The organism is Sphingobacterium daejeonense, assembly GCF_901472535.1.
Classification (GTDB): Bacteria; Bacteroidota; Bacteroidia; order Sphingobacteriales; family Sphingobacteriaceae; genus Sphingobacterium; species Sphingobacterium daejeonense.
Map to the genome: position 1 here is coordinate 1,414,568 of NZ_LR590470.1, position 25,770 is coordinate 1,440,337.

24 protein-coding genes, 1 tRNA gene and 1 pseudogene are annotated in these 25,770 nt (G+C 38.4%); 19 read left to right on the forward strand and 7 right to left on the reverse strand.

The features are described from left to right. The first annotated feature begins 117 nt into the window (after positions 1–117). The 5 genes and pseudogenes from alaS to FGL31_RS06775 all read left to right on the forward strand — a co-directional run bounded on the left by alaS (position 118) and on the right by FGL31_RS06775 (position 8,767). A complete protein-coding gene (gene alaS / locus FGL31_RS06755) occupies positions 118–2,733 on the forward strand; it encodes an alanine--tRNA ligase (protein ID WP_138090198.1) in 2,616 nt (871 codons plus the stop codon). 2 nt (positions 2,734–2,735) lie between these two features. Beyond that, complete coding sequence (locus FGL31_RS06760) at positions 2,736–3,842, forward strand: TlpA disulfide reductase family protein (protein WP_138090200.1); 1,107 nt, start codon at positions 2,736–2,738, stop codon at positions 3,840–3,842. Between the two features lie 101 nt (positions 3,843–3,943). Then, positions 3,944–4,637 (forward strand): annotated as a pseudogene (locus tag FGL31_RS06765) (response regulator transcription factor). 128 nt (positions 4,638–4,765) lie between these two features. Beyond that, a complete protein-coding gene (gene glmS / locus FGL31_RS06770) occupies positions 4,766–6,607 on the forward strand; it encodes a glutamine--fructose-6-phosphate transaminase (isomerizing) (protein WP_138090202.1) in 1,842 nt (613 codons plus the stop codon). A 6-nt stretch (positions 6,608–6,613) separates the two neighbouring features. After that, positions 6,614–8,767, forward strand: a complete 2,154-nt coding sequence (locus FGL31_RS06775) for a DUF4954 family protein (protein WP_138090204.1) — start codon at positions 6,614–6,616, stop codon at positions 8,765–8,767. 31 nt (positions 8,768–8,798) lie between these two features. Here the strand turns inward: FGL31_RS06775 and FGL31_RS06780 are convergent, their stop codons facing one another. Beyond that, the gene (locus FGL31_RS06780; protein WP_197734388.1) at positions 8,799–10,130 is read right to left on the reverse strand and encodes a 3-keto-disaccharide hydrolase; all 1,332 of its coding nucleotides are present in this window, start codon (positions 10,128–10,130) and stop codon (positions 8,799–8,801) included. A 189-nt stretch (positions 10,131–10,319) separates the two neighbouring features. On the opposite strand from FGL31_RS06780, the gene FGL31_RS06785 reads away from it, so the two are divergent. From FGL31_RS06785 to FGL31_RS06795, 3 genes are all read left to right on the forward strand, one after another. Continuing rightward, on the forward strand, positions 10,320–11,735 hold the full coding sequence (locus tag FGL31_RS06785; protein ID WP_138090206.1) for a Gfo/Idh/MocA family oxidoreductase: 1,416 nt from the start codon (positions 10,320–10,322) through the stop codon (positions 11,733–11,735). Positions 11,736–11,823: 88 nt separating this feature from the next. Continuing rightward, entirely contained in the window at positions 11,824–12,783 is a 960-nt protein-coding gene (locus FGL31_RS06790; RefSeq protein WP_232046328.1) for a 3-keto-disaccharide hydrolase, read from the forward strand. Positions 12,784–13,092: 309 nt separating this feature from the next. After that, the gene (locus tag FGL31_RS06795) at positions 13,093–14,139 is read left to right on the forward strand and encodes an SMP-30/gluconolactonase/LRE family protein (protein ID WP_232046329.1); all 1,047 of its coding nucleotides are present in this window, start codon (positions 13,093–13,095) and stop codon (positions 14,137–14,139) included. Here FGL31_RS06795 and FGL31_RS06800 read toward each other — a convergent pair. Beyond that, positions 14,134–14,439, reverse strand: a complete 306-nt coding sequence (locus FGL31_RS06800; RefSeq protein WP_171017567.1) for a Smr/MutS family protein — start codon at positions 14,437–14,439, stop codon at positions 14,134–14,136. The genes FGL31_RS06795 and FGL31_RS06800 overlap by 6 nt on opposite strands. 58 nt (positions 14,440–14,497) lie before the next feature. Beyond that, positions 14,498–15,400, reverse strand: a complete 903-nt coding sequence (locus FGL31_RS06805; RefSeq protein ID WP_138090214.1) for a hypothetical protein — start codon at positions 15,398–15,400, stop codon at positions 14,498–14,500. Positions 15,401–15,625: 225 nt separating this feature from the next. Between FGL31_RS06805 and FGL31_RS06810 the strand changes: the two genes are divergently transcribed. The 10 genes from FGL31_RS06810 to FGL31_RS06855 all read left to right on the forward strand — a co-directional run bounded on the left by FGL31_RS06810 (position 15,626) and on the right by FGL31_RS06855 (position 22,325). Further along, positions 15,626–15,699, forward strand: a tRNA-Pro gene (locus tag FGL31_RS06810). 287 nt (positions 15,700–15,986) lie between these two features. Continuing rightward, positions 15,987–17,246: a site-specific integrase gene (locus FGL31_RS06815; protein WP_232046330.1), complete on the forward strand. Its 1,260-nt coding sequence runs from the start codon at positions 15,987–15,989 to the stop codon at positions 17,244–17,246. A 106-nt stretch (positions 17,247–17,352) separates the two neighbouring features. After that, complete coding sequence (locus FGL31_RS06820) at positions 17,353–18,132, forward strand: hypothetical protein (protein ID WP_138090216.1); 780 nt, start codon at positions 17,353–17,355, stop codon at positions 18,130–18,132. An 85-nt stretch (positions 18,133–18,217) separates the two neighbouring features. Then, complete coding sequence (locus tag FGL31_RS06825) at positions 18,218–19,102, forward strand: hypothetical protein (protein ID WP_138090218.1); 885 nt, start codon at positions 18,218–18,220, stop codon at positions 19,100–19,102. 34 nt (positions 19,103–19,136) lie between these two features. Next, positions 19,137–19,790, forward strand: coding sequence for a hypothetical protein (locus FGL31_RS06830; protein WP_138090220.1), 654 nt, complete (start codon positions 19,137–19,139; stop codon positions 19,788–19,790). 182 nt (positions 19,791–19,972) lie between these two features. Continuing rightward, positions 19,973–20,251, forward strand: coding sequence for a helix-turn-helix domain-containing protein (locus FGL31_RS06835; RefSeq protein WP_138090222.1), 279 nt, complete (start codon positions 19,973–19,975; stop codon positions 20,249–20,251). A 195-nt stretch (positions 20,252–20,446) separates the two neighbouring features. Continuing rightward, complete coding sequence (locus FGL31_RS06840; RefSeq protein WP_138090224.1) at positions 20,447–20,827, forward strand: plasmid mobilization protein; 381 nt, start codon at positions 20,447–20,449, stop codon at positions 20,825–20,827. Between the two features lie 27 nt (positions 20,828–20,854). Further along, a complete protein-coding gene (locus tag FGL31_RS06845) occupies positions 20,855–21,196 on the forward strand; it encodes a relaxase/mobilization nuclease domain-containing protein (protein WP_138090226.1) in 342 nt (113 codons plus the stop codon). Further along, the gene (locus FGL31_RS06850) at positions 21,168–21,767 is read left to right on the forward strand and encodes a relaxase family protein (protein WP_138090228.1); all 600 of its coding nucleotides are present in this window, start codon (positions 21,168–21,170) and stop codon (positions 21,765–21,767) included. Before FGL31_RS06845 ends, FGL31_RS06850 begins: the two co-directional genes overlap by 29 nt. Before the next feature lie 12 nt (positions 21,768–21,779). Further along, the gene (locus FGL31_RS06855; RefSeq protein WP_138090230.1) at positions 21,780–22,325 is read left to right on the forward strand and encodes a hypothetical protein; all 546 of its coding nucleotides are present in this window, start codon (positions 21,780–21,782) and stop codon (positions 22,323–22,325) included. 283 nt (positions 22,326–22,608) lie between these two features. On the opposite strand, the gene FGL31_RS06860 is transcribed toward FGL31_RS06855, so the two are convergent. The 4 genes from FGL31_RS06860 to relB form a co-directional block, all read right to left on the reverse strand. Then, on the reverse strand, positions 22,609–23,364 hold the full coding sequence (locus tag FGL31_RS06860; RefSeq protein ID WP_138090232.1) for a hypothetical protein: 756 nt from the start codon (positions 23,362–23,364) through the stop codon (positions 22,609–22,611). Positions 23,365–23,391: 27 nt separating this feature from the next. Continuing rightward, positions 23,392–23,703: a hypothetical protein gene (locus FGL31_RS06865; RefSeq protein ID WP_138090234.1), complete on the reverse strand. Its 312-nt coding sequence runs from the start codon at positions 23,701–23,703 to the stop codon at positions 23,392–23,394. A gap of 94 nt (positions 23,704–23,797) precedes the next feature. After that, positions 23,798–23,992 (reverse strand): hypothetical protein, encoded by a 195-nt coding sequence (locus tag FGL31_RS24730; RefSeq protein ID WP_232046333.1) that lies wholly within the window; start codon positions 23,990–23,992, stop codon positions 23,798–23,800. An 18-nt stretch (positions 23,993–24,010) separates the two neighbouring features. After that, positions 24,011–24,214 (reverse strand): type II toxin-antitoxin system RelB family anti-toxin, encoded by a 204-nt coding sequence (relB, locus tag FGL31_RS24735; RefSeq protein ID WP_232046334.1) that lies wholly within the window; start codon positions 24,212–24,214, stop codon positions 24,011–24,013. A gap of 169 nt (positions 24,215–24,383) precedes the next feature. Between relB and FGL31_RS06875 the strand changes: the two genes are divergently transcribed. Continuing rightward, entirely contained in the window at positions 24,384–25,490 is a 1,107-nt protein-coding gene (locus FGL31_RS06875; protein WP_138090236.1) for a hypothetical protein, read from the forward strand. Positions 25,491–25,770: the final 280 nt, after the last annotated feature.

A 25,770-nucleotide genomic window follows, 5' to 3' on the forward strand; every position in this document is an offset into this window, starting at 1 on the left:
GTTTTTACTGAGATAAATTTAGGAAAAATATGCGTCATATTAATAAAAATTGGGTTGATTGGGGCGTATACTCATCAAATTTAAGTAAGTTTGCAGTTTAAATTATACGCGAATTAAATGACTAGTAGAGATATACGTCAAGCCTTCTTAGATTTTTTTGAAAGTAAAGGACACCAGATTGTTCCATCGGCACCGGTGGTAGTGAAGAATGACCCTACATTGATGTTTACCAATGCGGGTATGAACCAGTTTAAAGAGTTGTTCCTGGGCGAAGCAGTCGCCAAATACCCTCGTGTCGCAGATACTCAACGTTGTTTGCGCGTTTCTGGGAAACACAATGACCTGGAAGAAGTAGGTATCGACACCTATCACCATACACTTTTCGAAATGTTGGGAAACTGGTCTTTCGGAGATTACTTTAAAAAAGAAGCTATTGAATGGGCTTGGGAATTATTGACCGAAGTCTTGAAATTAGATAAGGACCGTCTCTATGTAACAATATTTGAAGGAGATGTACTGGAAGGATTGCAACAAGATGAAGAAGCCTTCAACCTATGGAAAGCCCTGATTCCAGAAGATAGAATCCTCCTGGGAAATAAAAAGGATAACTTTTGGGAAATGGGGGACACGGGACCTTGTGGACCATGCTCCGAAATACATTATGATATGCGTTCTGATGAAGAACGTGCTAAGGTTAAAGGTCAAGACCTGGTCAATATGGACGATCCTCAGGTTATTGAAATCTGGAACCTCGTTTTTATGCAGTTCAACCGTTTGAAGGACGGAAGCCTGGAGTCGTTGCCTGCAAAGCATGTGGATACAGGAATGGGCTTTGAAAGACTTGTCAGAGCCATTCAAGGAAAGTCTTCTAACTATGATACTGATGTTTTCCAGCCTCTGATCCAGTTTATTGCTCAAAAATCCGGAATTGCCTATGGATCCGACGAAAAAAGCGATATCGCCATGCGCGTGCTTTCAGACCATATTCGTGCAGTTAGCTTTGCAATCGCTGACGGCCAATTGCCTTCCAACAATAAAGCAGGTTATGTAATCCGCAGGATATTGAGACGTGCCGTAAGATATGCATATACATTCCTTCATTTTAAAACTCCATTTATCCATGAACTGGTACCCGTATTGGCGGAACAGTTCAAAGGAGTGTTCGATGAACTATATCAACAAAAAGATTTTGTAGAGAAAGTAATCCTCGAAGAAGAGGTGTCTTTCTTGAGAACCTTGACACAAGGAATCCAACGCTTCGAATCCTATACCTCTGACACCAATGTGATCGATGGAGATTTTGCATTCGAATTGTTTGACACCTTCGGATTCCCGATTGACCTGACAGAATTATTGGCTCGTGAAAAAGGAATGACCGTTGACATGAATGGGTTCCAACAAGCTCTGCTAGTTCAAAAAGAAAGATCAAGAGCTGCAACTGCTATCGATACTGGAGATTGGGTGTTGGTAAATGACGATAAAGAAAGCGAATTCGTAGGTTATGATACTCTGAAATCGAATACTGAAATCTTAAAATATAGAAAAGTATCCACCAAAGGGAAAGATCAATACCAATTGGTTCTTTCAGAAACTCCATTCTATGCTGAAGGCGGTGGCCAAGTGGGTGACAAAGGATTTATTCGTTCTTTGGATACCAACGAAAGAATAAGCATTGTGGATTCGAAGAAAGAAAATGGATTGTTTATTCATTATGTAAATCAACTTCCAAATGTTTTGGTCGGTGAATTCGAGGCAGTAGTGGATGATAAAAAAAGAAAAGATACTGAAGCTAATCACTCGGCAACCCACTTATTGCATGCGGCACTTAAAAAAGTATTGGGTGACCACGTGAATCAAAAAGGTTCCTTGGTTTCTCCAGACGTACTTCGTTTTGACTTCTCGCACTTCGCAAAATTAACTTACGAAGAAATAAAAGAAATTGAAGACATCGTAAATGCTAAAATCCGTCAGGACATACCTTTAAAAGAAGAGCGTAACGTTCCTTTCCAAAAGGCCTTAGAATCTGGTGTAACAGCTTTGTTCGGAGAGAAATATGGAGATCATGTGAGGGTTATCACTTTTGATGATTCTTATTCAAAGGAATTATGTGGTGGTACACACGTGAATGCTACAGGCCAGATTGGTTTCTTTAAAATCCTTTCAGAGTCTGCTGTAGCAGCGGGAGTAAGAAGGATCGAAGCTATAACTGGAACTAAATCTGAGCAAGTAATCCGTGAGCATTTCGAACTGTTTGATAACATTAAAGAATTATTGAACAATCCTAAAGATTTTGTTTCCGCTGTGTCTAAAGTTATTGACGAAAATAATGCGCTCAAAAAAGAAATCGAGAATTATATCCGCGAGAAATCTCAAGGTTTGAAAGATGAAATCGAGAAAAAGCTAGAGAAGGTTGGTGATATCAATTATATAGCTACTAGTGTTGATCTTCCAAATGCAGACGCTGTTAAAACTTTGGCTTATGCTTTAAAGGGTGGAATCAATAATTTGTATGCAGTATTAGGAGCGGTAATAGATGGTAAACCAAGCATTACCGTGATGATTTCTGATGACCTTGCAAAAGAAAGAGGAATGCATGCAGGAAATATTGTGCGCGAACTAGCAAAAGAAATTCAAGGCGGCGGAGGTGGTCAACCTTTCTTCGCAACTGCCGGTGGTAAGGACGCTACAGGATTAGAAAAAGCAATTTCAAAATCAAGAGAGTTTATAAAATAAAAATGAAAAAGTTTGCAATATATATTGGTTTAGCCGGTTTGTTGATTTCAGGTTTACAGGCTTGTTCTAACTCAGAAGCCATTCAAGTAAATGGTGTTATTGATAACCCAGGCAATGTGAAGGTGGTGAGTTTTTATGAAGGTGATCAAAAACTGGACTCAACATTTATTGCAGATGGGAATAAATTTAAATTTGAACGCCCAGCTACTCAAGAAAGACTGCTGACCATTGAAGTGGGTAAAAACCGTTATCCAGTAATTTTGGAGCCTGGAAAGAATGTCGAGTTCAACGTCGATCTTCAACAGCCTGAAAATTACGAAATTAAAGGTTCTGATCTCTCGCAAAAATTAAAGGATTTTGCTCCACAAAAAGCAAGAATTGACTTCGTTAGAGATTCCCTTCAACAATCGTTCAGTAGTGCAACAGCAGAAATGGACGCTAATGGAATCCAAAATCTGCGTTCTGAAATGTTAATGAAATTTGAACCTTTCTTTAAAAACTATATTAATCAAGCCGTAGACTTTGCTAATAAAAATGAAGACTTAGCCGGGTTTTATGTAATGAGTACTTTAGATCCGGAAATGGCAGAAGCAGAACTTATTTCATATGCCGATCATATCAAGGACAAATTCAACAATAATAGATATGTTGGTGAATTTAAAGCGGAAGTCGACAAATTGAGAAAATTGGCGGTAGGACAAAAAGCTCCAGAAATAACCGCTTATACACCTGACAATAAAACAGTGAAACTTTCGGATTTTAAAGGAAAATACGTATTGGTTGATTTTTGGGCATCTTGGTGTATGCCTTGCAGAGAAGAAAATCCAAATATTGTAAAACAATACAACACATTCAAAGATAAAAATTTTACTGTTTTAGGCGTTTCTTTGGATAATAACCCAGGCTCTTGGATGCGAGCTATACAAGATGATAAATTAACCTGGACCAATATCTCTGATCTCCAAGCGTGGAGTTCTCCATTGATTATTGATTATTCCATTAAAGGTATACCTACTTCTTACATCCTTGATGCTGAAGGGAATATAATTGCTAAGAATTTAAGAGGAAAACAATTAGAAGATTTCTTAACGAAAACCTTAATAAAATAAAAAATGCATTGTTAACTCTATTTTAAGGCTTAACAATTTCATAACTTTAAGGTAACTTTATTTTATAATTAAGTATATACCTTAGCAAAAAAACAGCGTATATGGCCAATAATCAAAAGATTCTTGTGGTTGATGATGAGTCGGATATTGTAGAACTCATTTCTTATAACTTAACCAAGGAGGGTTACCAAGTTTATACAGCTTCTAATGGAAAGGAAGCTATTAAGGTTGCCAAAGAGGTTTTTCCAGATCTTATAATATTGGATGTGATGATGCCTGAAATGGATGGTATTGAAGCTTGTCGCTTAATGCGCTCAATGCCTGAATTTAAACAGGTATTTATGGTATTCTTAACTGCTAGAAGTGAAGAATATTCAGAAATAGCAGGTTTTCATGTTGGAGCAGATGATTATATCGCTAAACCAATTAAACCAAGAGCTCTAATGAGCCGAATTAATGCTATACTCCGCAGAAATACAACCGAGGTTATCGATGACCAAGTAACTGATAAGTTAGAAATATCTGATTTGGTAATTGATAGGGATTCGTTTTTAGTGTATAGAGGAGACGAGAAATTCGTTCTGGCAAAAAAAGAATTCGAATTACTTTACCTATTAGCATCAAAAACCAAACAAGGTATTTACCAGAGAGCAAATCCTCAAAGCAATATGGGAAGACTCAGTGGTAGTAACCAATAGAACAATCGACGTGCATATCCGAAAGCTCCGAGAAAAGATAGGTGACACCTATGTCACAACCGTAAAAGGTGTAGGATATAAGTTTGAGCTTGAATAAAAAACTTTAATTTAAAAACCGGACCAAATTGGTTCGGTTTTTGTTTTTAGATGCCCGCAAACGATTGCATCAAGAAATTTTATATATTTATTAAATATTTTAAAACTTAAATTAAACGAGAAACAAGTATGTGTGGAATTGTCGGTTATACCGGAACGCGTCAAGCTTACCCTATTGTAATAGATGGCTTGAAGAAATTAGAATATAGAGGTTATGATAGTGCAGGTGTAGCCCTTCAACAGGGGGATACCGTAAAAGTCTATAAAAAAGCTGGAAAAGTAGCTGCATTGGAAGAGTTCGTAGGTGATCAATCCACTGCTGGTACAACCGGAATTGGCCATACCAGATGGGCAACTCATGGTGAACCTTCAGATAGAAATGCACATCCCCATGTTTCAAAATCTGGAAAACTCGCAATGATTCATAACGGAATCATAGAAAACTATGCTCAACTGAAAAGCGAGCTGTCTAAAGCGGGTTATGAATTTAAATCGGATACGGACTCTGAAGTTCTGTTGAACTTTATTGAAGATATACAAGCTAAGAACGAATGTGGTCTGGAAGAAGCCATTCGAATCGCTTTAAAACGCGTCACTGGTGCTTATGTAATTCTAATTATCGCTGCTGATCAACCTGATACCATTATCGCTGCAAGAAAAGGTAGTCCATTGGTTATCGGTATCGGTAATAATGAACACTTCTTGGGATCAGATGCATCTCCAATGTTGGCTTATACTAAAGAAGTAGTATACATTAATGATTATGAACTGGCTATTGTCAAACCAGATGAACTAATCCTTAAAAACCTTGGTAATGAAATTATAACCCCATTTGTTCAAAAACTTGACCTTGAACTGGCTGCCATCGAAAAAGGCGGTTATGACCATTTCATGCTTAAAGAAATTTTCGAACAGCCAACAACTATTGCCGATTCTTTAAGAGGTAGATTGGTGCTGAATGAACAAAGAATTATTTTAAGCGGGGTGGATGCAATCCAAGATAAATTGGCAAATGCCAGAAGAATTATCATTGTTGCCTGCGGAACAAGTTGGCACGCTGGATTGGTAGCGGAATATGTCATCGAAGAACTTTGCAGAGTAAATGTAGAGGTGGAATATGCTTCCGAATTCAGATACAGAAACCCAGTGATTTCATCTGATGATGTAATTATTGCAATATCTCAAAGTGGAGAAACTGCAGATACTTTGGTGGCACTTGAAAGAGCTAAAGAGCAAGGAGCGACTATCTTCGGTATTGTTAACGTAGTAGGGTCATCAATCGCTAGGATCTCGCATGCTGGTTGTTATACTCATGCAGGACCAGAGATAGGTGTAGCAAGTACCAAAGCATATACCGCCCAATTAGCAGTCTTAATGCTGTTCGCACTTAAATTAGCTAAAGCTAAAGGAACAATTTCTGATGAACGCTTTAATGAGCTGTGCCAAGAACTAAACGATATACCGGAAAAAGTTCAATGGGTATTGGAAAATGAAGTCGACAATATCAAGGCGATAGCCTATAAATATAAAGATGCAAGAGATGTACTTTATTTAGGCCGTGGGTATAACTTCCCAACTGCACTTGAAGGTGCCCTGAAATTAAAAGAAATATCTTACATCCATGCGGAGGGATACCCTGCAGCTGAAATGAAACATGGTCCTATTGCATTGGTAGATGAAGAATTGCCAGTAGTATTTATTGCAAGTAAGGACGCATACCATGAAAAAATAGTAAGTAATATCCAAGAAATCAAAGCTAGAAAAGGTATGGTGATCTCTGTGATGACCCAAGGAGACGAAGTAACTCCAACTATTTCTAATGATGTAATGGTTGTTCCAGAAGCTGACGAAGTTATTGCTCCTCTATTGACGGTAGTGCCGCTGCAACTACTATCATATTATATTGGAGTATACCGTGGTTTAGACGTAGATAAACCAAGGAACTTAGCAAAATCAGTAACTGTGGAATAACATCTTATGGGATATATAATAAAGGTACCATTAAATCGGATCGGGTATGATTTCATACCCGCCGATTATCTTCCTGAAGGTAAAGACGAATACTACTTAAGGTTTGAACAGAATAAATCCAACAAAAACTACAGAAACCTCACCGAAGAAGAAATTCGAATCCTCGAATTAAATAATAATGAGTCAACAGATTGGAATGATGTACTCGTAACTGATAAATTCATTCCCCAACAAATCAAAAGATCTAAATTCTTTGGATTGGTACGAATTGGTGATATGGAAGAGGTATATCTGGAATATAGAGATATCAGACTTCCTGTCGGAATTTATAATTCTCAAATTATTTCTTGTGACTTAGGTGATTGTGTAGCTCTTCATCAGGTTCGTTATATTGCTCATTTTATCGTGGGCAATGAAGTAATCCTTTTAAATGTCAACGAAATGGAAACCAGCTCCAATGCGAAATTTGGAAATGGAATCCTAAAGGAAGGAGACCCAGAGAAAAGCAGAATATTTTTAGAGTTGTGTAATGAAAATGGGGGACGCTCTGTCTTGCCTTTTGACGGTATGCAAGCTGCAGACGTTTATCTTTGGACCCGTAATAGACAAGATAAAGAATTACAGAAGAGATTCTTCGATATAACCAACCAAAAATTCAATGATATCAGAGGTTACTATAGTGAAATAGGGGACCGTACAGTTATTAAAAATTCACACACATTTAAAAATGTGAAAATTGGATCGGATGCTTATATAAAAGGGGTAAGTAAGCTTAAAAATGTAACCATCAATTCCACTTCCGAAGCTTATACACAAATTGGAGAAGGGTGTGAACTGGTGAATGGAATTATTGGTTATGGTTGCCGTGTGTTTTACGGCGTCAAAGCTGTACGCTTTATCTTATCATCTTATTCCCAGCTGAAATACGGTGCAAGGTTGATTAACTCCTTTTTGGGAGACAATTCTACCATTTCTTGTTGTGAAGTCTTAAATTCGCTGATTTTCCCCGCGCATGAGCAACATCATAATAACTCGTTTTTATGTGCAGCCTTGATCAAAGGGCAAAGTAATATGGCGGCAGGGGCAACGGTAGGTTCAAATCATAACTCAAGAGGGGCCGATGGCGAAATAATCGCAGGGCGTGGTTTTTGGCCAGGCCTATGTGTTAGCCTTAAACATAATTCACGTTTTGCCTCATACACCTTGATCGTTAAAGGTGATTTCTTGCATGAATTGGATATTAAATTTCCATTCTCATTAGTAAGCAATGACGTTACTCATGATAGATTGGTGATTGTTCCAGGCTATTGGTTTATGTATAATATGTACGCATTAATGCGTAATACAAATAAATTCATCAGTAGGGACAAGCGATCTTTCAAAAACCAATATTTTGAATATGATATCTTAGCTCCTGATACAGTAAATGAAATATTTACAGGAATCAAAGAGATTAAATCGGCCGTTAGCAAATCATTGAATATATCAGACCCTTTACAGTGGTTAAACAACAATGAGAAAACAAACGAAGAAATATTCTTGGACAATGCTGAATTCTCCAAAAGAAAAGTTCTTCTTTTGAAACCAAAAGAGTCTTTCCATCTATTTAAAAAACTAGTTAGATATTATGCTGTCTGCCAATTAATGGAACATGTTGATCCAAATGGTTTTAACGATAATATAAAGTCATTGATTGATAAGGGTTTAAAAAGAGAAGAGTTTGAAAACGTAGGTAGTCAATTGATTCCTGTTAGTAAACTTGATGATCTATTGAACAATTTAAAATCTGGACAGATAGATTCATGGGATGAAATGCATTCAAACTACAGACAATTGAGCAGTGATTATGTACAGGATAAACTTCAGCACAGCTTGGCATCCTTACAAGAAATCACTGAAACAGATCCTCAAAATTGGAATGCAGAATTTTGGAATGAACTTTTTGATGAGGCTCTTCAAACTAAAAAATGGATTTGTGATGAGATCTATAACTCTAGAAGCAAAGATTATCACAATCCTTTCCGCTTGATGGTGTACGAATCTGAAGCTGAAATGAATGAAGTGGTAGGGAAACTTGAAGATAATAGCTTTATTAATTTGCAATCATCAGAGTTTGAGAATTTCCAATCAAGAATAAAAGATTTTAAATCGCAATTATAAAAAATGCCCCGAATCATTCGGGGCATTTTATTTATAATTCTTTTATCTTGATACTCCTAAAGGATACCTGATCCCCATGGTCCTGTAATAAAATATGACCTTGTTCAGCCTCCCCAAACTTATCCCAATCTTTATATTTACTACCTGCAACTAATTTTCTGAAATCTTCAGAACCTCTAACAAAATCCAACATCTTAAATCCATTCAAATAATAAGTGACATGGTTGTCTGGAGTAACCACAATCCTGCCTCTATTCCATTCTCCGATCGGTTTTCGAGGTCTAGGGTTACGGTCAGAAGTGATCAAGTCGTATAAGGAAGCCAATGTCCTATTGCCATCTTTCCCTAATTTTGCATCAGGATGAAGCTCATCATCTAAAATCTGATATTCAGGACCAATAGCAGAACCCTTGGTTTCTTCGTTTAAGGTCACAAAATATTTGATGCCTGAGTTTGCCCCAGGTGTTAATTTAAAATCAAAAGAGAGGTCAAAGGCTTTATACTGCTTGTCTGTTACGATATCCCCACCATTGGTAGATTCACCACCATCAGATTTTTGAACCTGTATAATTCCATTTTCTATTTTCCAACCCTTTTCTGGAAATTCACCCCCTCTGGCGCTGTGCCAACCACTTGCATCTTTCCCATTAAACAACAATGAATACCCAGCTGCCTTTTCAGCCTCTGATAAATCATTAGCTTTCGTATTCACCACATACATTTCCTTCGGAAAGTCCTGTGGCTTCAAATCCTTCGTCTGAATCTTGATGTTTTTGAAATATACCTTTTTACCGTCTAGAGAATCAGGAATGCTGTGCACTTGTAGAGCAATAAAACCAGAATCATCTAAACTATCTATTACAAAAGAAGTAGGAACTCCATTTACCCAAGTCTTGGTTTCATTTCCAATAGCTTCAATCCTAAAATGATTGAAATCATTAGGTTTGTATGCAGTTTTTGCTGTCGGATTTAAATCTAATGGATAGAGCCATTCTCTTCTTCCCTCATCATAAATTCCTCCTGTCCACGCTCGCTCGGTCGGATCTATATCAATCTGTCTCCCATAAACACGTCCTGCACCATTATTTGCCGTAGAATCAAAATGACTTCTAGTCTGAATTCCAGAATTCGTTGTATTACCTTCTAATTTTACATCAAGTTCCAATATAAAATCACCGTATTCTTGATCTGTGACCAAAAATGAATTGGGTGTACCCTTAGTCATTACTCCGACGATAGCATCATCTTCTACATGATAGTCTGCCTTACCAGCCAATGGCTTCCAACCCGTCAAATCCTTGCCATTGAATAATAATTCCCAACCATCAGAAGTCTTTTGATCCTGTTGACAGGAAATGCTCATCGAACTTATTAATAGAAATGTGCAAGAAGTAGTGAAAACAGATTTAAAAAAGGTTCTTTTCATCATATTTTGTCTTTTATTGTAACAGGTTTATGGATTAATATCCAATTAGGTGTCTGAAATTAGGATTTTTTTTTAATTTTAAGCTAATCATTCATGTAACATTCGTAAACCTAAACTCAGAATCTGATGAATCACCATTTTTCTCGTAGAAGTTTTTTAAAAAAGTCCATAATTGCTGGTGGAGCATTGACAATGGCAAGTAGCCCTCTAGGAAATATCTTGATGGCAAAGCCAAATGAACGTGTCAACCTTGCCGCTGTGGGAATCGGAAACAGAGCTGCCGAAATATTGGGTGATTTATATAAAACAGGATTATGTAATATCGTGGCATTATGTGATGTGGATATGGGCGCAAAACATACGGAAGCTATACTGAAACAATTCCCTGATGTTCCACGATTCCAAGACTTCAGACAGATGTTCGATAAAATGGGAAATCAAATCGATGCCGTTTCGGTTGGTGTGCCAGATTTTTCGCATTTTCCAATTACCATGATGGCTCTGGATTTAGGAAAGCATGTCTATGTAGAAAAGCCAATGGCACGTACTTTTCTGGAAGTAGAACTTATGATGGAAAAGGCTAAGAAAAATCCTAAACTGGCTACACAAATGGGTAATCAAGGACATTCAGACGCCAATTACTTCCAATTTAAGGCTTGGAAAGACGCCGGAATCATAAAAGATGTTACTCAGATCGTTGGTCACATGAATATGCCAAGAAGATGGCATGGTTGGGATGTCAACATTAAGAATTTCCCACCAGCCGAAACAATCCCTAATACATTAGATTGGGATGTATGGCAAATGCAAACTATCGGACATAATTACAATAAAGACTTTATCAATGGACAATGGCGCTGTTGGTTTGATTTCGGAATGGGAGCCCTAGGAGACTGGGGAGCGCATATTCTAGATACAGCTCATGAATTCCTGAATTTGGGATTGCCAACCTCAGTTGGTGCAGAAATGTTGGAAGGACATAACTCATTCTTCTTCCCGATGTCATCTACTTTAAAATTCAGCTTCCCTAAACGTAGAGGAATGCCGGCATTGGATATCATGTGGTACGACGGAATCAACAATCTGCCTCCAATTCCAGAAGGATATGGAGTCTCTGGACTAGATCCTAATATACCTCCTCCAAGCACAGGAAACCTTGAACCTGCGAAATTGAACCCAGGAAAAATAATCTATGGTAAAGACCTTACTTTCAAAGGTGGGTCACATGGTAGTACGCTGTCCATTATTCCAGAAGATAAAGCAAATGACTTAGCTAATAAGCTGCCTGAAGTCCCTGCATCTCCTTCAAATCACTTTGCAAACTTCTTGAAAGCTTGTAAAGGTGAAGAAAAGACCCGATCTTCATTCGAAATAGCAGGTCCGTTGAGCCAAGTATTCTGCTTGGGAGTAATCGCACAAAGATTAAATGGTAAATTCGACTTCGATCCAGTGAAAAAAGAAATTACAAATGATAAATTTGCAAATGCCTTATTGATCGGACCTCCTCCAAGAACTGGATTCGAACAATACTATAAAGTTTAATAAATAATCAATCAAATATAATTAAGATGATCAAACAATTTGCTTACGGTTTAGCCTTTACAAGTATTCTTGGATTAGGCCTGACTTCGTGTCAAAATGGAACCCAAGAAAAAGCAGAAAATCAAGGGCAAGAAAAAAAGAAGAAGTGGAACATAACCCCGCATCGCAAACAATCCCTGAAGAATCAAAAGACCTTCTGGGACGTTGGGACTTAAATGTCGACAAAAATGGCAAACAAGTGCCTTCTTGGTTAGAAATTAAATTGTCAGGATTCACTACATTGGTAGGTTACTGGGTAGGTGATAGCGGAAGTAGCAGACCTGTTTCCCATATCAAACTTCAAGATGGTAAGTTCTCTTTTGCAATCCCTCCACAATGGGAAGGTGGAAATGGTGATTTTGTAATCGAAGGTGAACTAGCTGGTGCCGAAATAAAAGGTACAATCACAAGCAATAACGGTGAAAAGTATACTTTTACAGGAACTAAAGCACCTTACCTAAACCGTACTGGAGAACCAACTTGGGGAACAGCAGTGGAATTGTTTAATGGTAAAGATCTAACAGGTTGGAAACCATCAAATGAAAACAATAAATGGACAGTTAAAGATGGTATTCTGACAAACGAAGCAGCAGGTGCTAACTTAATTACAGAACAAAACTTCGAAGACTTTAAACTTAACCTTGAATTTAAATATCCTGAAGGAAGTAACTCAGGCGTTTATTTGAGAGGTCGTTATGAAGTTCAGATCGAAGACTCTCCAAAAGATAGACACCCAGGAAATTTATATTTCGGTGCAATCTATGGTTTCCTAACGCCTAATGCATTAGTAACAAAAGGCCCGAATGAATGGAACAATATGGAAATTACACTTGTCGGTAGATTAGTAACTATCTCTATCAACGGACAAACTGTAATCACTAAACAAGAAATCCCTGGTATTACAGGTGGCGCACTTGACAGTAAAGAAGGCGAACCAGGACCATTGTACATCCAAGGTGACCATGGACCAATCGAATTCAGAAAAATTACAATTACACCTGCTAAGTAGTATTTAGTATTAAGTAGTTAGTATTTAGACTTCAACCTTTCGTAAAATAGCCGTGGCTGGTGTCCCCACCAGCCACTTTTTTATTTTCAACCATGCAAAAGTCTAATGTCTTATGTCTATTGTCTATTGTCTATGACTAATACTGCCGTGGCTGGTGTCCCCACCAGCCACTTTTTTATTTTCAACCAAACAAAAGTCTAATGTCTTTTGTCTAATGTCTAATGTCTTTGATTCCCCAAATTTAATCTCCCTCTCATGAAAAAAATCAGCTCATTATTTTTAATTGCACTTACGATAAATTTTAATGCTATGACACAAACCAAAAGTTCCGATTTGGAAGTAGTAGCTTCCTTTGGGAAATCACAACCAATCGGCGTTTCTGTATCCTCTGATAATCGAGTATTTGTTTCTTTTCCTAAGAAAGATCCATATCTTTTTGGGTTGACAGAAATTGTCAATGGTGAACGAGTAGCTTATCCAAATAAGGAATGGAATGAAACTGAGGGTGACTACAAAAAACTCTTTTTAAATGTTCAAGATATCTATGTAGATACCAAAGATCAATTGTGGGTCTTGGATTCTAAACCAGCATCATCGGGTTCAATATTTGGTTCAGATGGAAAAGACAAAAAGCAAGAAGGACAATTTAAATTGGTTCAGATCGATCTCAAAGACAATAAGGTGATGAGTGTATTTACATTCGATGATTTGGATAAAAGTAAATCTGGACTGAATGATGTTCGCGTAGATACAGAAAAGGAACTGGCATACCTGTCAGACCCAGGACAAGCTGCCATCATTGTCCTTGATCTAAAAACTGGTAAAACCAGGAAAGCATTGAGCCAAACAAAATTTACATTGGCAAAGGAAGATATTGTCTTAAGTTATAATGGGCATGAGATGAGAGATAAAAATGGAAACCCTTTTAAATCCAATGTGAATGGTATTGCCTTAACTAAGGATAATAAATGGTTTTATTTTAAGCCCATAAATGAATTAAACCTTTATAGGATCGAAACCAAATTCTTAGCAGACTCAACTCTTACTCAAGATGAATTAATTGCGAAGGTTGAAAATATGGGTGAAGTAGGGGTTACTCATGGACTTGTAGCTGATAAAGAAGGAAATATTTATTTAACGACTTCTTTGGATTATTCTGTGAGAAGACTGACGCCAGAAGGCAAGCTTGAAATCGTAGTACAAGATCCTAGACTTTTATGGCCAGATTCATTGGGTGTTGGGTCAGATGGATATCTTTATTTTTCCTGCGCACAAATGCAATTGCTGCCACAATGGAATAATGGAAAGGATCTCGTTCAAGATCCATATCAAGTATATCGAATTAAAGTCTTATAGTCCAATTACAACAACGACAATGTCTTCGTTGGAATAGGAGGGGTGATAATGACTTATTGCCCCAGATTGTTTGTAGATCCTTAGTTCATCATAAACGGCAGTTTTGAGGATACCTTTGCCTTTGCCATGTATAAATTTTATCTCAGGATATCCCCAATATATAGCGGCATCCAATTGATCTCGCAAATAATCTAAGGATTCTGCAACTAGTTCATCTAATTCATAGTCTTCAAGATTAGCCAAAAATGACTCAGCATGCAAATCAACAGTCTTATGGGGTTTTGGTAAATTCCGGGACACTATCTTAGTTATTTTTTATTTTCTTTCTATCTCACATCTCACATCTCACATCTACCCACTATATTCCCCTTCCAATCAAATTCGGAAGTAAAGCTTTTGCTTCATCGATTTTTTGTTCTTGAAGAAGAGCGATATAGGGTTCTAATTTTTTGTAAGTCTCAGAATTTGGAGCGAAGTCTTTAAGGTAAGTATAGGCTTCTTGGAAATAAGGAGCTAATTGCTGACTTTCGATTGCAGGAGTATTGTCCATACCGATAGTAAGGGTTCCAAAATATTTATCATATTCCTTCTTAGCTTTCTCTCCAGCGGTTGTTCCTTTAGTTTTGTTAGCAAAGTCTTCATACCAAATTGTTCGTTGTACAAGCGTTTGAAAAGGAATGGAAATAGCAGCATCAGCAGCAAACCCTTCCATATTATCTCTCGCTTGTTGCTGAAGGAATATTTCTAAATTAGAAGAAATAAAAGGGTAGAAGTTTTCCTGGAAATAAATTGGATTCGCTTCAAGGTCAAACATACCTTCAACTTCTCTTACTCTAAACCCGTTTTTATTGATCTTTTCATAAGCTTGTTCTAGATCTTCAGGAACAGCCGCCTTACCACCATCAAATTCAACATTGACCAACGGTCTGTAGTTGACATCCTCTTCAAAGGCAGAACGACTACCATACATAGAAACCTTATCTATATAATCCATAATTAGGGCAACCCCTTTGTCATTTTGGATACTATCGCTTCTCTGATCGAATAGTTCTTTGAATTTCGCAGTAGCTTTTCCGACACTTTCGATATCTGAGGAATCAAGAGCTAATATATAATCTTCCAAGATATCCGTTTTGGAAAGGTTATATTCTTCTGGATTTTCAACTGTTGTGGAATCAGTTGCTTGTTCCTCTTTGTTATTGGAAACACAACCAGTTAATAGCAATGAAAGTAATAAGCAATTTCTAAATAGTTTCGTCATAATCGTTTTGAAAATTATGGATTAAGGAATGAGCTATTCCTGCCCAAATATCGTATTTTAATCCTATTTATTAGTATAAACGTTTAAAACATAGATTATGTGTCCTAACAATTGCAATTTATTAGCATAATAATCAATATGTTAATTTATTGTTGGTTTCAACATATGTAAAATATCCTGAAAGATTGTATATTTGTGCCACACAAGACAAAGGTGATACCTTCTCGGGGTGTAGCGTAGCCCGGTATCGCGCCACATTTGGGATGTGGAGGTCGTAGGTTCGAATCCTGCCACCCCGACAGAGAAGCCTACAAAGGCGGTCAAAAACCCTCTAATCGTATGATTAGAGGGTTTTTTCTTTTTTTTCTACCCCAAATTGTTCAAGTAAAACCAAAGAAAAGGTGACCTATTCGGTTACCTGTTTTCTATTCCTAATTTTGGGTCACCGGAACGGGCTCAAACAATTAAAAATCAGCTTGTTGTACCTGTTTATTTTATTGCTTTTTGTAGCCGTTTGATAAAGGGTTTTTGCCGATTGGTGACCCTTTTCATATCAAACCCAATCAGATAGCACCAAAATACGGATATGCAACCATTAAAATTAATTGATATGAACACACAGCATTGCACATTCGGGGTAATCTTCTACCTCAAGAAACAGAAAACGACAGCAGAGGGAAAAGCACCTATCTATGCAAGGGTAACGGTGAACGGCAAACGTACGGAAATATCCGTCAAACGTTCCATTGCCCTATCGGGATGGGATGTAAAGAAAGGTTTGGCAAAAGGAAGCCGTCAAGAGACGGCAGAGCTTAACCGCTTCCTTGACCGCTTTAAGGCAAAAATCATTGATGCCTACCAAGAATTGGTGTTGTCGGGGAGTATGGTAGACGGTGCGGTCATCCGTGAGCGTGTAACGGGGGCTTCAAAATCAGAGCCAACGCTCGGCAGTCTGATGGAGTACCATAATAATGAGCAGGGGAGCAAACTTGCACACGGTACGATGAAGAACTATTATACCACGCAAAGCTATATCAAACGCTTTCTGAAAGAAAAGTACCGCCGTACAGATATATCACTTTCGGAACTAAGCTATACGTTTATCTCCGATTTTGAACATTACCTGCGTACCTATAAACCGAAAGACCACCATAGACCGTTGAACAACAACGGTATCATGAAGCACATCGAGCGTCTCCGCAAGATGGTAAACATGGCGGTCACAATGGATTGGCTTGCAAAAGACCCGTTTGCGAAGTTTAGGAAACATTTTGACAAAGTGGAACGTGAAAGCCTAACAAAGCAGGAGCTTGCCAAGCTCGAGAAGAAACGGTTTAGGGTTGAGCGTTTGCAACAGGTATTGGATATGTTCCTGTTCAGTTGCTACACGGGGCTTGCCTATATTGACCTTGCCGAACTTACGCCCGATAACATCATCACGGGCATAGATGGTAACCTCTGGATATTTACGAGCAGGGCAAAGACCGACACGAGTGTTCGTATCCCCCTATTGCCAAAGGCAAGGGAACTGATGGAAAAATATAGCGATGACCCAAGAGCGGTGACTAACGAAACGGTATTCCCTGTCATTTCCAATCAACGGATGAACGGCTACCTAAAGGAGATAGCAGAGATATGCGAAATAAGCAAAGACCTTACGTTCCATATCGCACGGCACACGTTTGCCACTACGGTCACATTGAGCAACGGCGTACCCATTGAATCGGTGAGCAAGATGCTCGGACACACGAGCATCCGAACCACACAGATTTATGCCAAAGTAGTGGAAAGCAAATTGAGCGAGGATATGGGCAGGTTACAGGAGCGTATGGCATCGGGAAGCTGAAAAGACCGCCATTCCCCAAAAAAACCTCAAATTCAGTATATTTGTTAGAGACGGTGCGTTTGTACTGTCTCTTTTTTAGTGTTTAAAGTATACAAAGTGATTTACCATGAGAGATACTTATTTTAAAGCCCGCCGACCATTTAGTGGAAGAAAACACCTCTACGATATCGGTAATCCCATTGGTTCTTGGAAGAACTATGATGACAACCATTTCCTTGCCAGACTGTACGAAATAGGTAACGAAGAACAGGAACAATATTACCGTTATCACATGCAACATGCCGTAAATACGGGCAAATGTTCCGAAGCAGAGTTTTATGAACACGTAAGGGAAATAGTGTCCGACCATATCGAAGCTATCAGAAAGGAATCCCCTTTTTCGAGTAAACATGCACGTAATCGTGTCCACCTCAAATGTCTACGGACTTTCCGAGATTATCTCATATCCATAAACACTTACGGATACCGTGACCCTGTTGATATTACCATTACACGTTATGATATGGAGATTGCTTCTCTGAAAAAGCAACTTGCAGATAAGGACGAGGAACTTGCAACGCAGAACGAAAAACTTGAAAAATTGAAGATATACGAAAGCAAGTATAAAGTGAAAATAACAAATGGGTATTTGAGTACCTTTTTAGATCTCATACACCAATTTCGTGAAATCAGAACCCCTAACGAAAATGGTGTGCGTATTTTGAGTGCGTCTACGGAAATGGTATGGGCAAAGATGATATGTAAATATTTCCAACACGGCGAGGATACACTCAACATTGAAACCATAAGGAGCAGATTTACTGCAGATAAAGAAAAACGAGGTGCAAAATACCGCCCGATAAGGGAAAAGGACAAGTTTTTCAAGATTGTACCCGAAGAAGATTAGTGGTTTAATAGTATATTTACTATTCTCAGTATAATCAAAAAAAGGTTATAACCTTTAAAGTGGAAGCATTAAAAGTAAATGGAATATGTTGACATACAACGAGCTTATCGAATTGAGGAAAAAATTGGCTAATGAAGAGATTACGTTAGAACTTGCAAAGGAATTGTATTGGAAAGATTATAAAGAGGGAAAACGAGCGTGGCATACAAGAGATTGGAAAGAAAGAAGAATTAAAGTTATCAAAGAAAAGTGCGAAGTATGTGATAGCAGAGAAACACTAACAATACAGCATCTTTCCCACCCAAGAAAATATGCCGAATATGAAAGAGAGGTAATCAGAAAATATGCTCAAATTTTCAAGGATTCTAACACCGCTGTCGATAAAAGTGAATTTAGGAAACACATAATAAAAAATTATGATTATGAGCCTGTTCCTTTGTGTCCAAATTGTGGGGATAACCGCCCTAACAAGAGAGTGAGAAAACTTCCGCAATATCGTTGTACCGAATGCCGACACGAATTTGATGAACCAATTTATAAGTCGGTAGATGAACTTATCGCAACTTTTTATGAAAATGAAGAAGCGTTTGAAGTTCGTGATAAATGTTTCGTATCAAAAGACAAATGGAGAAATCAGCATAACTTATCGCAAGTAAAGTATTGGTTGCAAAGAGAAATGGCAAAAAACAAAGATATTGTAATGATTGGGAAAGAAGCCTTTTTATTCTATTTAGACGACAACATAAAATATCTTTCTTTCGAGGATACAATTACTGCTTGTAAAAGATGCGCATCTAACTTTGATTTAAACAACATGGAGCTATGCCCCAAGTGTAAAGAGCATTACAAAGGTATTCAGTATCCAACATGTATTCAATGCTTGCCCGAAGAAAAGCGAAAAGTAGCATTGGAAAACATTGAATTTGGAAAAGAATGGCGAGCCATGCATAAAAGTCTTGGGATAGATTGAATAGCGTCAAGATATGACAAAAAGAATATCGTAAATGAACTACTCTAATAATAAAAAGATTCTAAAATCATTTTATGACCAAAATGGGCTTTTAAGCAAGTTTGACAAAGACAGCATTTACTTAGAAGAAGCGTTCAATGATATATATAGAATTTGGCTTAATAACTTTAAACAAATCGAATCAGTAAATTATTTGATGCTTGCAGAAGCACCACTTTGGGGAATAGACAAAAAATATATCTATAATCCAAATACAAACAACTCTCAATTTTTCTATCGAAGTGATTTGGGGGATATATTAAATAAACATATAACCGACAAAAGAGAGTTCATTACTGTTTGTAATGAAATAGGATTACTTGTTGTGGATATTTCGCCATTCCCACTTAATCCAAACTATACCGCCATAAACTATCGTAGTTTGAAAACGGCACAATATCAACAATTGGTTAACTTGACAATACCAACATTTTTTGAGGAAAAAATCAAATTGGTTGCAGACAAGAAATCAGCAAACATCAAAACTTTCTTTCGTTATGCAAGAGTTAAAAATAGCTTTGGAAGCATTGTTTCAAGGGTACTTATAGATAATAAAATTATCAAAACACAAAATGATATTGGCGACATTTCCAAAAATGGTGGAGGTATTGACAAATCAAAACTTAAACAAATAATCGAGTGGACATAGACCTAAACCATTAGTCTTCCTTTTTTTACCATATACACTCTTCCAAAATTGACCAAACGCCTATAATGGTCATCCTCTGAACAGCTTTATCCCATTCCTTTGTACCAAAAGCGGTCGGAAACATACCGTTTGTTTCCGTTAGCCTAATAACAGATTTTTAACGATAACACAAAGGAGGAAAGATGAATGTAGAGCTTATCACGAGGGATGACCTCGAAAAATTCAAAAAGGAGCTGTTGGAAGAAATCAGAAAGCACAGCCCCCACCCAAGAAAACACGGACACGAGCCGAGGGCATGGCTCAAAAGCTACGAGGTACGCAAGTTGCTCGGCATATCAGCAGGCACGTTGCAGAACCTACGTGTGAACGGTACATTGCCGTTCAAGAAAATCGGCGGACTGATGTACTACAAGTACGAGGATATCCAAAAGCTGATGGAGGGGGGCGAAGATGGAGAATAGCACTTGCAAAGAGTGGAAAGACCACCGGAAAGACATGCAATCCGCAGTCAGTTCTCCAAAGGTAAACCTTTGTCGTCCTGTAGGGAGCAAGTTTATTTTTTTGCAATGCAAAAAACCGTTTCCCCACGCTCCGCAGTGTGGGGAACGGCGGATGCTCCCGATGGTCGCAGTCCGTAAACTTGGGGAGGTTCGCCAATGAAAAAATTGGCGAAAGAAAAGGAAACGGACGGAAAAGCACGCAAGCGTGGCCGTCCGAAAAAAGCCATCACACGGAGCGTTTCGCTCGTGGTACGGATAACCCCAACCGAACGTTTGGCGATTGCAGGGAAAGCGAGAAATGCGGGCATGCGGATAAGCGACTGGTTCCGGCAGTCCGCAAAGACTGCCGAAATAAGACCGAGACTGTCAAAAGAAGAAACAGGACACCTACGGACATTGTCAGGCATGGCAAACAATTTAAACCAGTTGACCAAGCTTGCACACCAGGGAGGGCTTGTGTCAATCATGGCGAATCTGCGCAGTTTACTGAACGAAGTGGAGCGGTTAATGGAAAGGATGGGCAGGGATGATAGCTAAGGTAATCACGGGCAAGAGTTTCGGCGGTTGTGTCCGCTACCTGTTGGAACGGAGAAGTCCTTTGTTCTGGATTCGGCAGGCGTTAGGGATTATGACATTAAAGCCACCATTGCCGATTTGAATGCACAGCGCAAGATGCGCCCACAGCTTGGCAATGCCGTGGGGCATACCGTGCTAAGTTGGAGCAACGAGGACGGGAATAAACTTACCTTAGAGAAAATGGCACAGCACGCACGGGAATACATGGAGAAGATGGGCATCAAGAATACCCAATACGTTACCGTACTTCATTCAGACAAGAAGCACCCGCACTTGCATATTGTGTACAACCGTGTAGATAATGAGGGGGAAGACCATTGGCAACTATAACCATTGGCACAAAAGCCGAAAGATATGCAGGGAAATAACAGAGCGATACGGCTACCATCTTGGCAAGGGCAAGGCAAAGGTTAACAGGCAGGCACTTCGGGGCAACGACAAACTTCGTTATGCCATACACGATTCGCTTAAATCCGTGATGGCGAAAGCCACCACATGGAAACAGGTGGAAACGATGCTTGCAAGGCAGGGCATCGACATCCATTACAAATATCGAAGCGGAACAAATGAAGTGCAGGGCATTTCCTTTGAAAAGGATAACGTAAAGTTCAAAGGCTCGGCAATCGACCGCAAATTCAGTTTTGCAGGCATGGAGAAACAGCTAAGCGAAAACCGAGCAATGGGCATAACGCATTCCGCTACGGAAACCCCTACACTTGCCGACCAGATAAGGAAGGTACTTGGACAACAGGAACAGCACTCGGAAGCATACGAAACTGGAATGGGCTTGCTCGGTGACCTATTGAATATGCCCGCCTCGATAGAACCCGAACCCGACCCAACGTGGCGCAGGAAAAAAAAGAAACCGGAGGAAGAAAAATCAAGGGGAATAAGCAGATAAAACACTAAAGAAATGAACGAACAGGAATTACAGACCGCTGTTAAAGACCAACAGGAGATAGCGGTACTAATGGACAAACGTGTGCAACAACTCGAAAAACAGAAATGCGAAACCAAAGACTATTCGGAAGAATTGGCACAAATAAACAAAAAATTGGAGCATATCGTAAAGGATGAAACGCTTGTCGGACTGAAAGCATCCATCCTAAAGCATATCGAGGCAACGGGTCATCTGGTGACGGCACTGGATGAACAAAAGAAACTGATAGGTGAAATGCCACAGAAAACAAAGATGACCGTAGAGCATCGCATTACAGGACGGCAACGACCGTATATCATTACGGGTGCTGTATTGATGCTTGTGTCAGTGCTTTCTCTTTTTGTCAGCTTTCAGCTTTGGCGGTCAAACTCCGCTCTGCACGACAGCGACATCAAAATCCGCATGGTGAGGTTATTTTATCCACAGGTATCATTGGATATTGATTCCATCTACTACAACAATCCCAAACAATTAAAAATTTGGGTTAAGCAAGAGGAAGAAAGGGTTGCTTGCCATTAGAAAAGCCGAAGAAAGTGCAAGACAATCCACGGAGCAGGCAGAACGGGCAAAGCGAGAATTGGAAGATCTGAAAGAGCAGAAAAAGTAGAGATCTACATACGAAATCTAATTATTACAATTTCTCCAAAGGAATATCATACTTTTTCAATTCTTCCAAGAGCGGTTCGCTCATCTTCGACGGTGTTTTTGTAGTAGACTTTTTTGATGTAACTCCTATCAAAAGTTGGACGTAGCGGTGAGGTCGTATTAAATTTGTCGTATAGGAGCATGTTTACGACGTTTTCTATCCGATCTTTACGGGAAATGATTTGCCGGACTGGGTTATAATTTCATCTGTACACAGAATACGATATTCACCCTCTCTGGCGAACGGATCGCTCTTCTTCACAAAAATAAGGTTGGAAAGCCAAGAATACGATGTTAATCTGATTGGATATTTTATCAGTTTGTCAACATAGCAAACAGGATTTCCAATCAAGTCGTATTTTTTGTTATCTGAGAATTTTATTAGTTTATCCCTAAATAAATTAGTGTCATATTCAATGCATATTCCAGTAGGATTATCTTTCCATAATTCTTGATTCAAATGTGTTTTTGCTAAGCACAGCACCTTATTCCGTTTTGTCAGATTGAGTATGTGATGATGCAGAAGATAGATGAAAACATCCTTTTTGTCAAAATAGCTACGACTCGGATGCTGACGAACGATTTCCTTGTACATTTCTTCTAATGATAAATTGTCAATATACAGTCTATCAAACCAAAATTCTGTTTTATCGGCTAGTTTTTCAAGTTTCCAAAAACCAAGCGGATCTGAAAATTGGATATTACTATGTATTATAGATGTCAATCCTCCTTTTAAATCAATGTACTTGTACAGTTTATTCGGAATTTGCTGGAATGGTTCGTTATAGTCAATATGAGGCAGTTGATCGTTGTCTAATTTCTGCTGGTTAGCATAGGTCTCTGCAATTCCATCAAAGAAAAAAGAAAACATATTTTCGTGACTCAATAATAACCGTAATTCATGTTTTGTCATTGTAGAACAAGGATTTTGGAACTTTATTTACAGAACTCTGTAAAACTCCTCCAAGACAAAATGCAAGTATTTTTCAAGGGTTTTATTTCGAGTTTTCCCTACGGTCTGCATAAATGAACTAATCTCATGATTTCTGAACGACATGCCTTCATGCTTATTCAACTCCTGCCAGATTTCTTCCCATCTATTTCTGATGTTTGTATCTTCAATATCTTTAGACGCTAAATAGACTGTGTCAAATTGTTTTTCAAGTTGTTGGAATTTTTCCCGACCTGATAATGGTGACAGAAATAGCGCATCGTGTAATTTGAGGATTTTCTCTCTGTAATATGTGGACATAAAAATACTTCGATAATATTGTTTTTTTAAGTGCTAATATTTTACTTTTTAGCATCTCGTAAGCAGTACCAAAGTTCTTGTCATTATTACAATCTTACCTATCCTTCAGCAACCTCTCCAGATACTCTATCTTAGATTTTTCGGCTTCTAGAAGACGCTCGTAAAGATTTTTATTTTCCTCGTGAGCTTCGAGCAGTTTATCAATTGGGTTAAAGTTAAACGTTGGATTTGAGCTCCAAGCACCATTATTAGAACTGTTGTCGTTGAAGTTATTTATAATATTGAACACAGCCTCCTCACTAAATTCTCAATCGCTTCTGGAGTAACACCTAATATTTCGGCTACTTGTGCCAATAAATCCTGCTTCGATAGCTGCACTTTTCTCAATATTGGATACCGTCTGCTGACTTACGCCCAATTCAATAGCTAAAGCTTCCTGCTTCATCCCCCGCAGTTCGCGGATACGGCTGATTTTTCTTCCTATATGGTTTGTCGTGTTGGTTGTACTCATAAGTCCAAAGTTAACAAATATTCAGCGTTCAAGATACGAAATATCTTCAGATCGTAAAACACAAGAAAATTCTAGTAGAATACCAATGGTTGTGGTTTTATACAAGCTGTTTTGGTTCGGTACGTGAATGATGCTGTGTTCATTTGCGTAGAAACAAATCCATAACACTATGCATCACGTAGAATATGAAAGTAGTTACATCACACTACTGACGGAAGAAGAGATACTAAATCCGTATACCGTATTGGAAGAGACATTCAAGGAGTTTTCGTCACCAACGCATATTCAGGATGAATTATTTGAAATCTTGACATTGGCTGTACGCCGGAATTATTGGATGACTTATAATTCGCCTCTGATTGTCTATCGAAAATACAAAAAACTAGTGCGCCTGTTCGAAGCAGGTTGGCTAATCGAGAAGATAAGACCTAATCTTGATCTATTTGAAAAGTTCAGCACACCCTATAAAAAGATTCGGGTCGATAAGCCGAAAAGGGAAAGATTTAAAACCAATTCCGACTCTATTACCAATTGCTATCAAGCACTGGTCGGAATATACAGTTCAGATCCTCTATATTCTTTACGAAGTGACCTTTTCAACCTGTTATTTGAAGGATTAATGCCTACGTGTGTTTACTATTCATACGAATTCGAAGGGTATATGGTGAAAGCAGTTCAGCAAATGAATACTTTGATCAGCACGTTACACACCATAGATCACCATGAACAGAGCAACGTATTATCTCCCCGAGATGTCGAAATATTGACGAAGGAAAGAGATGAATTTAAGTCAAGAGATACCTTATATGATTATGACAATGACATGTATGATTTGTACAGGAATTCGAAAAAGGAAGATCTGACAAAAGCTTTACGTATTTCAAAGGAAATTTTGTTTACAAAAAACTTCTGGAAGTTACACGGCAATCCGGCCAATATACTCCACTACTACCATGATTTTCTTTTTATTCTAGACTGCTATTGGGGTCATTATCAATATATCCTTGAACAAGGAATGGATATTAATACCAAATGGAAATACCCTAAGGATAAAAAGCAAGAGCTATACGGCAAGGGGTACAAATGGATTAAAAGGCCTTGGAAATATCTCCATGATCAATTTAAAAAGAAGCCTATCCAAGAATGGCGCAGTCTGCTGGAACTATGTCTGGAAGACGTATTGAGCAACCAACAAATCGGATATAGAATTGACCGTGATAACGATGAAATACTGGATTTCATTGATGGGATACTCTTTTTTGGAGGGACTATCTAAGTATGAACCAGAAATATATTAGCGTATGGAACAACTAAAAAATCAAGAAAATTTGGAAAAAATTATCTCCCAAATAACTTCTAAATACAACATCGAGCAAATCTATCTCAATACCTACAATCGTGATAACTTGCCTCCACGAACTGATCATCCTCGTATCCAACAAGTATGTCAAGGCTTTAGGCGATCTGGTTCCAAAGATTGTTAATACTATCAAGGAATATCCGCAATATAAAGTGATATGCTATGTGGCTTTTCAGGCAAAGGATAAGATCAGAGA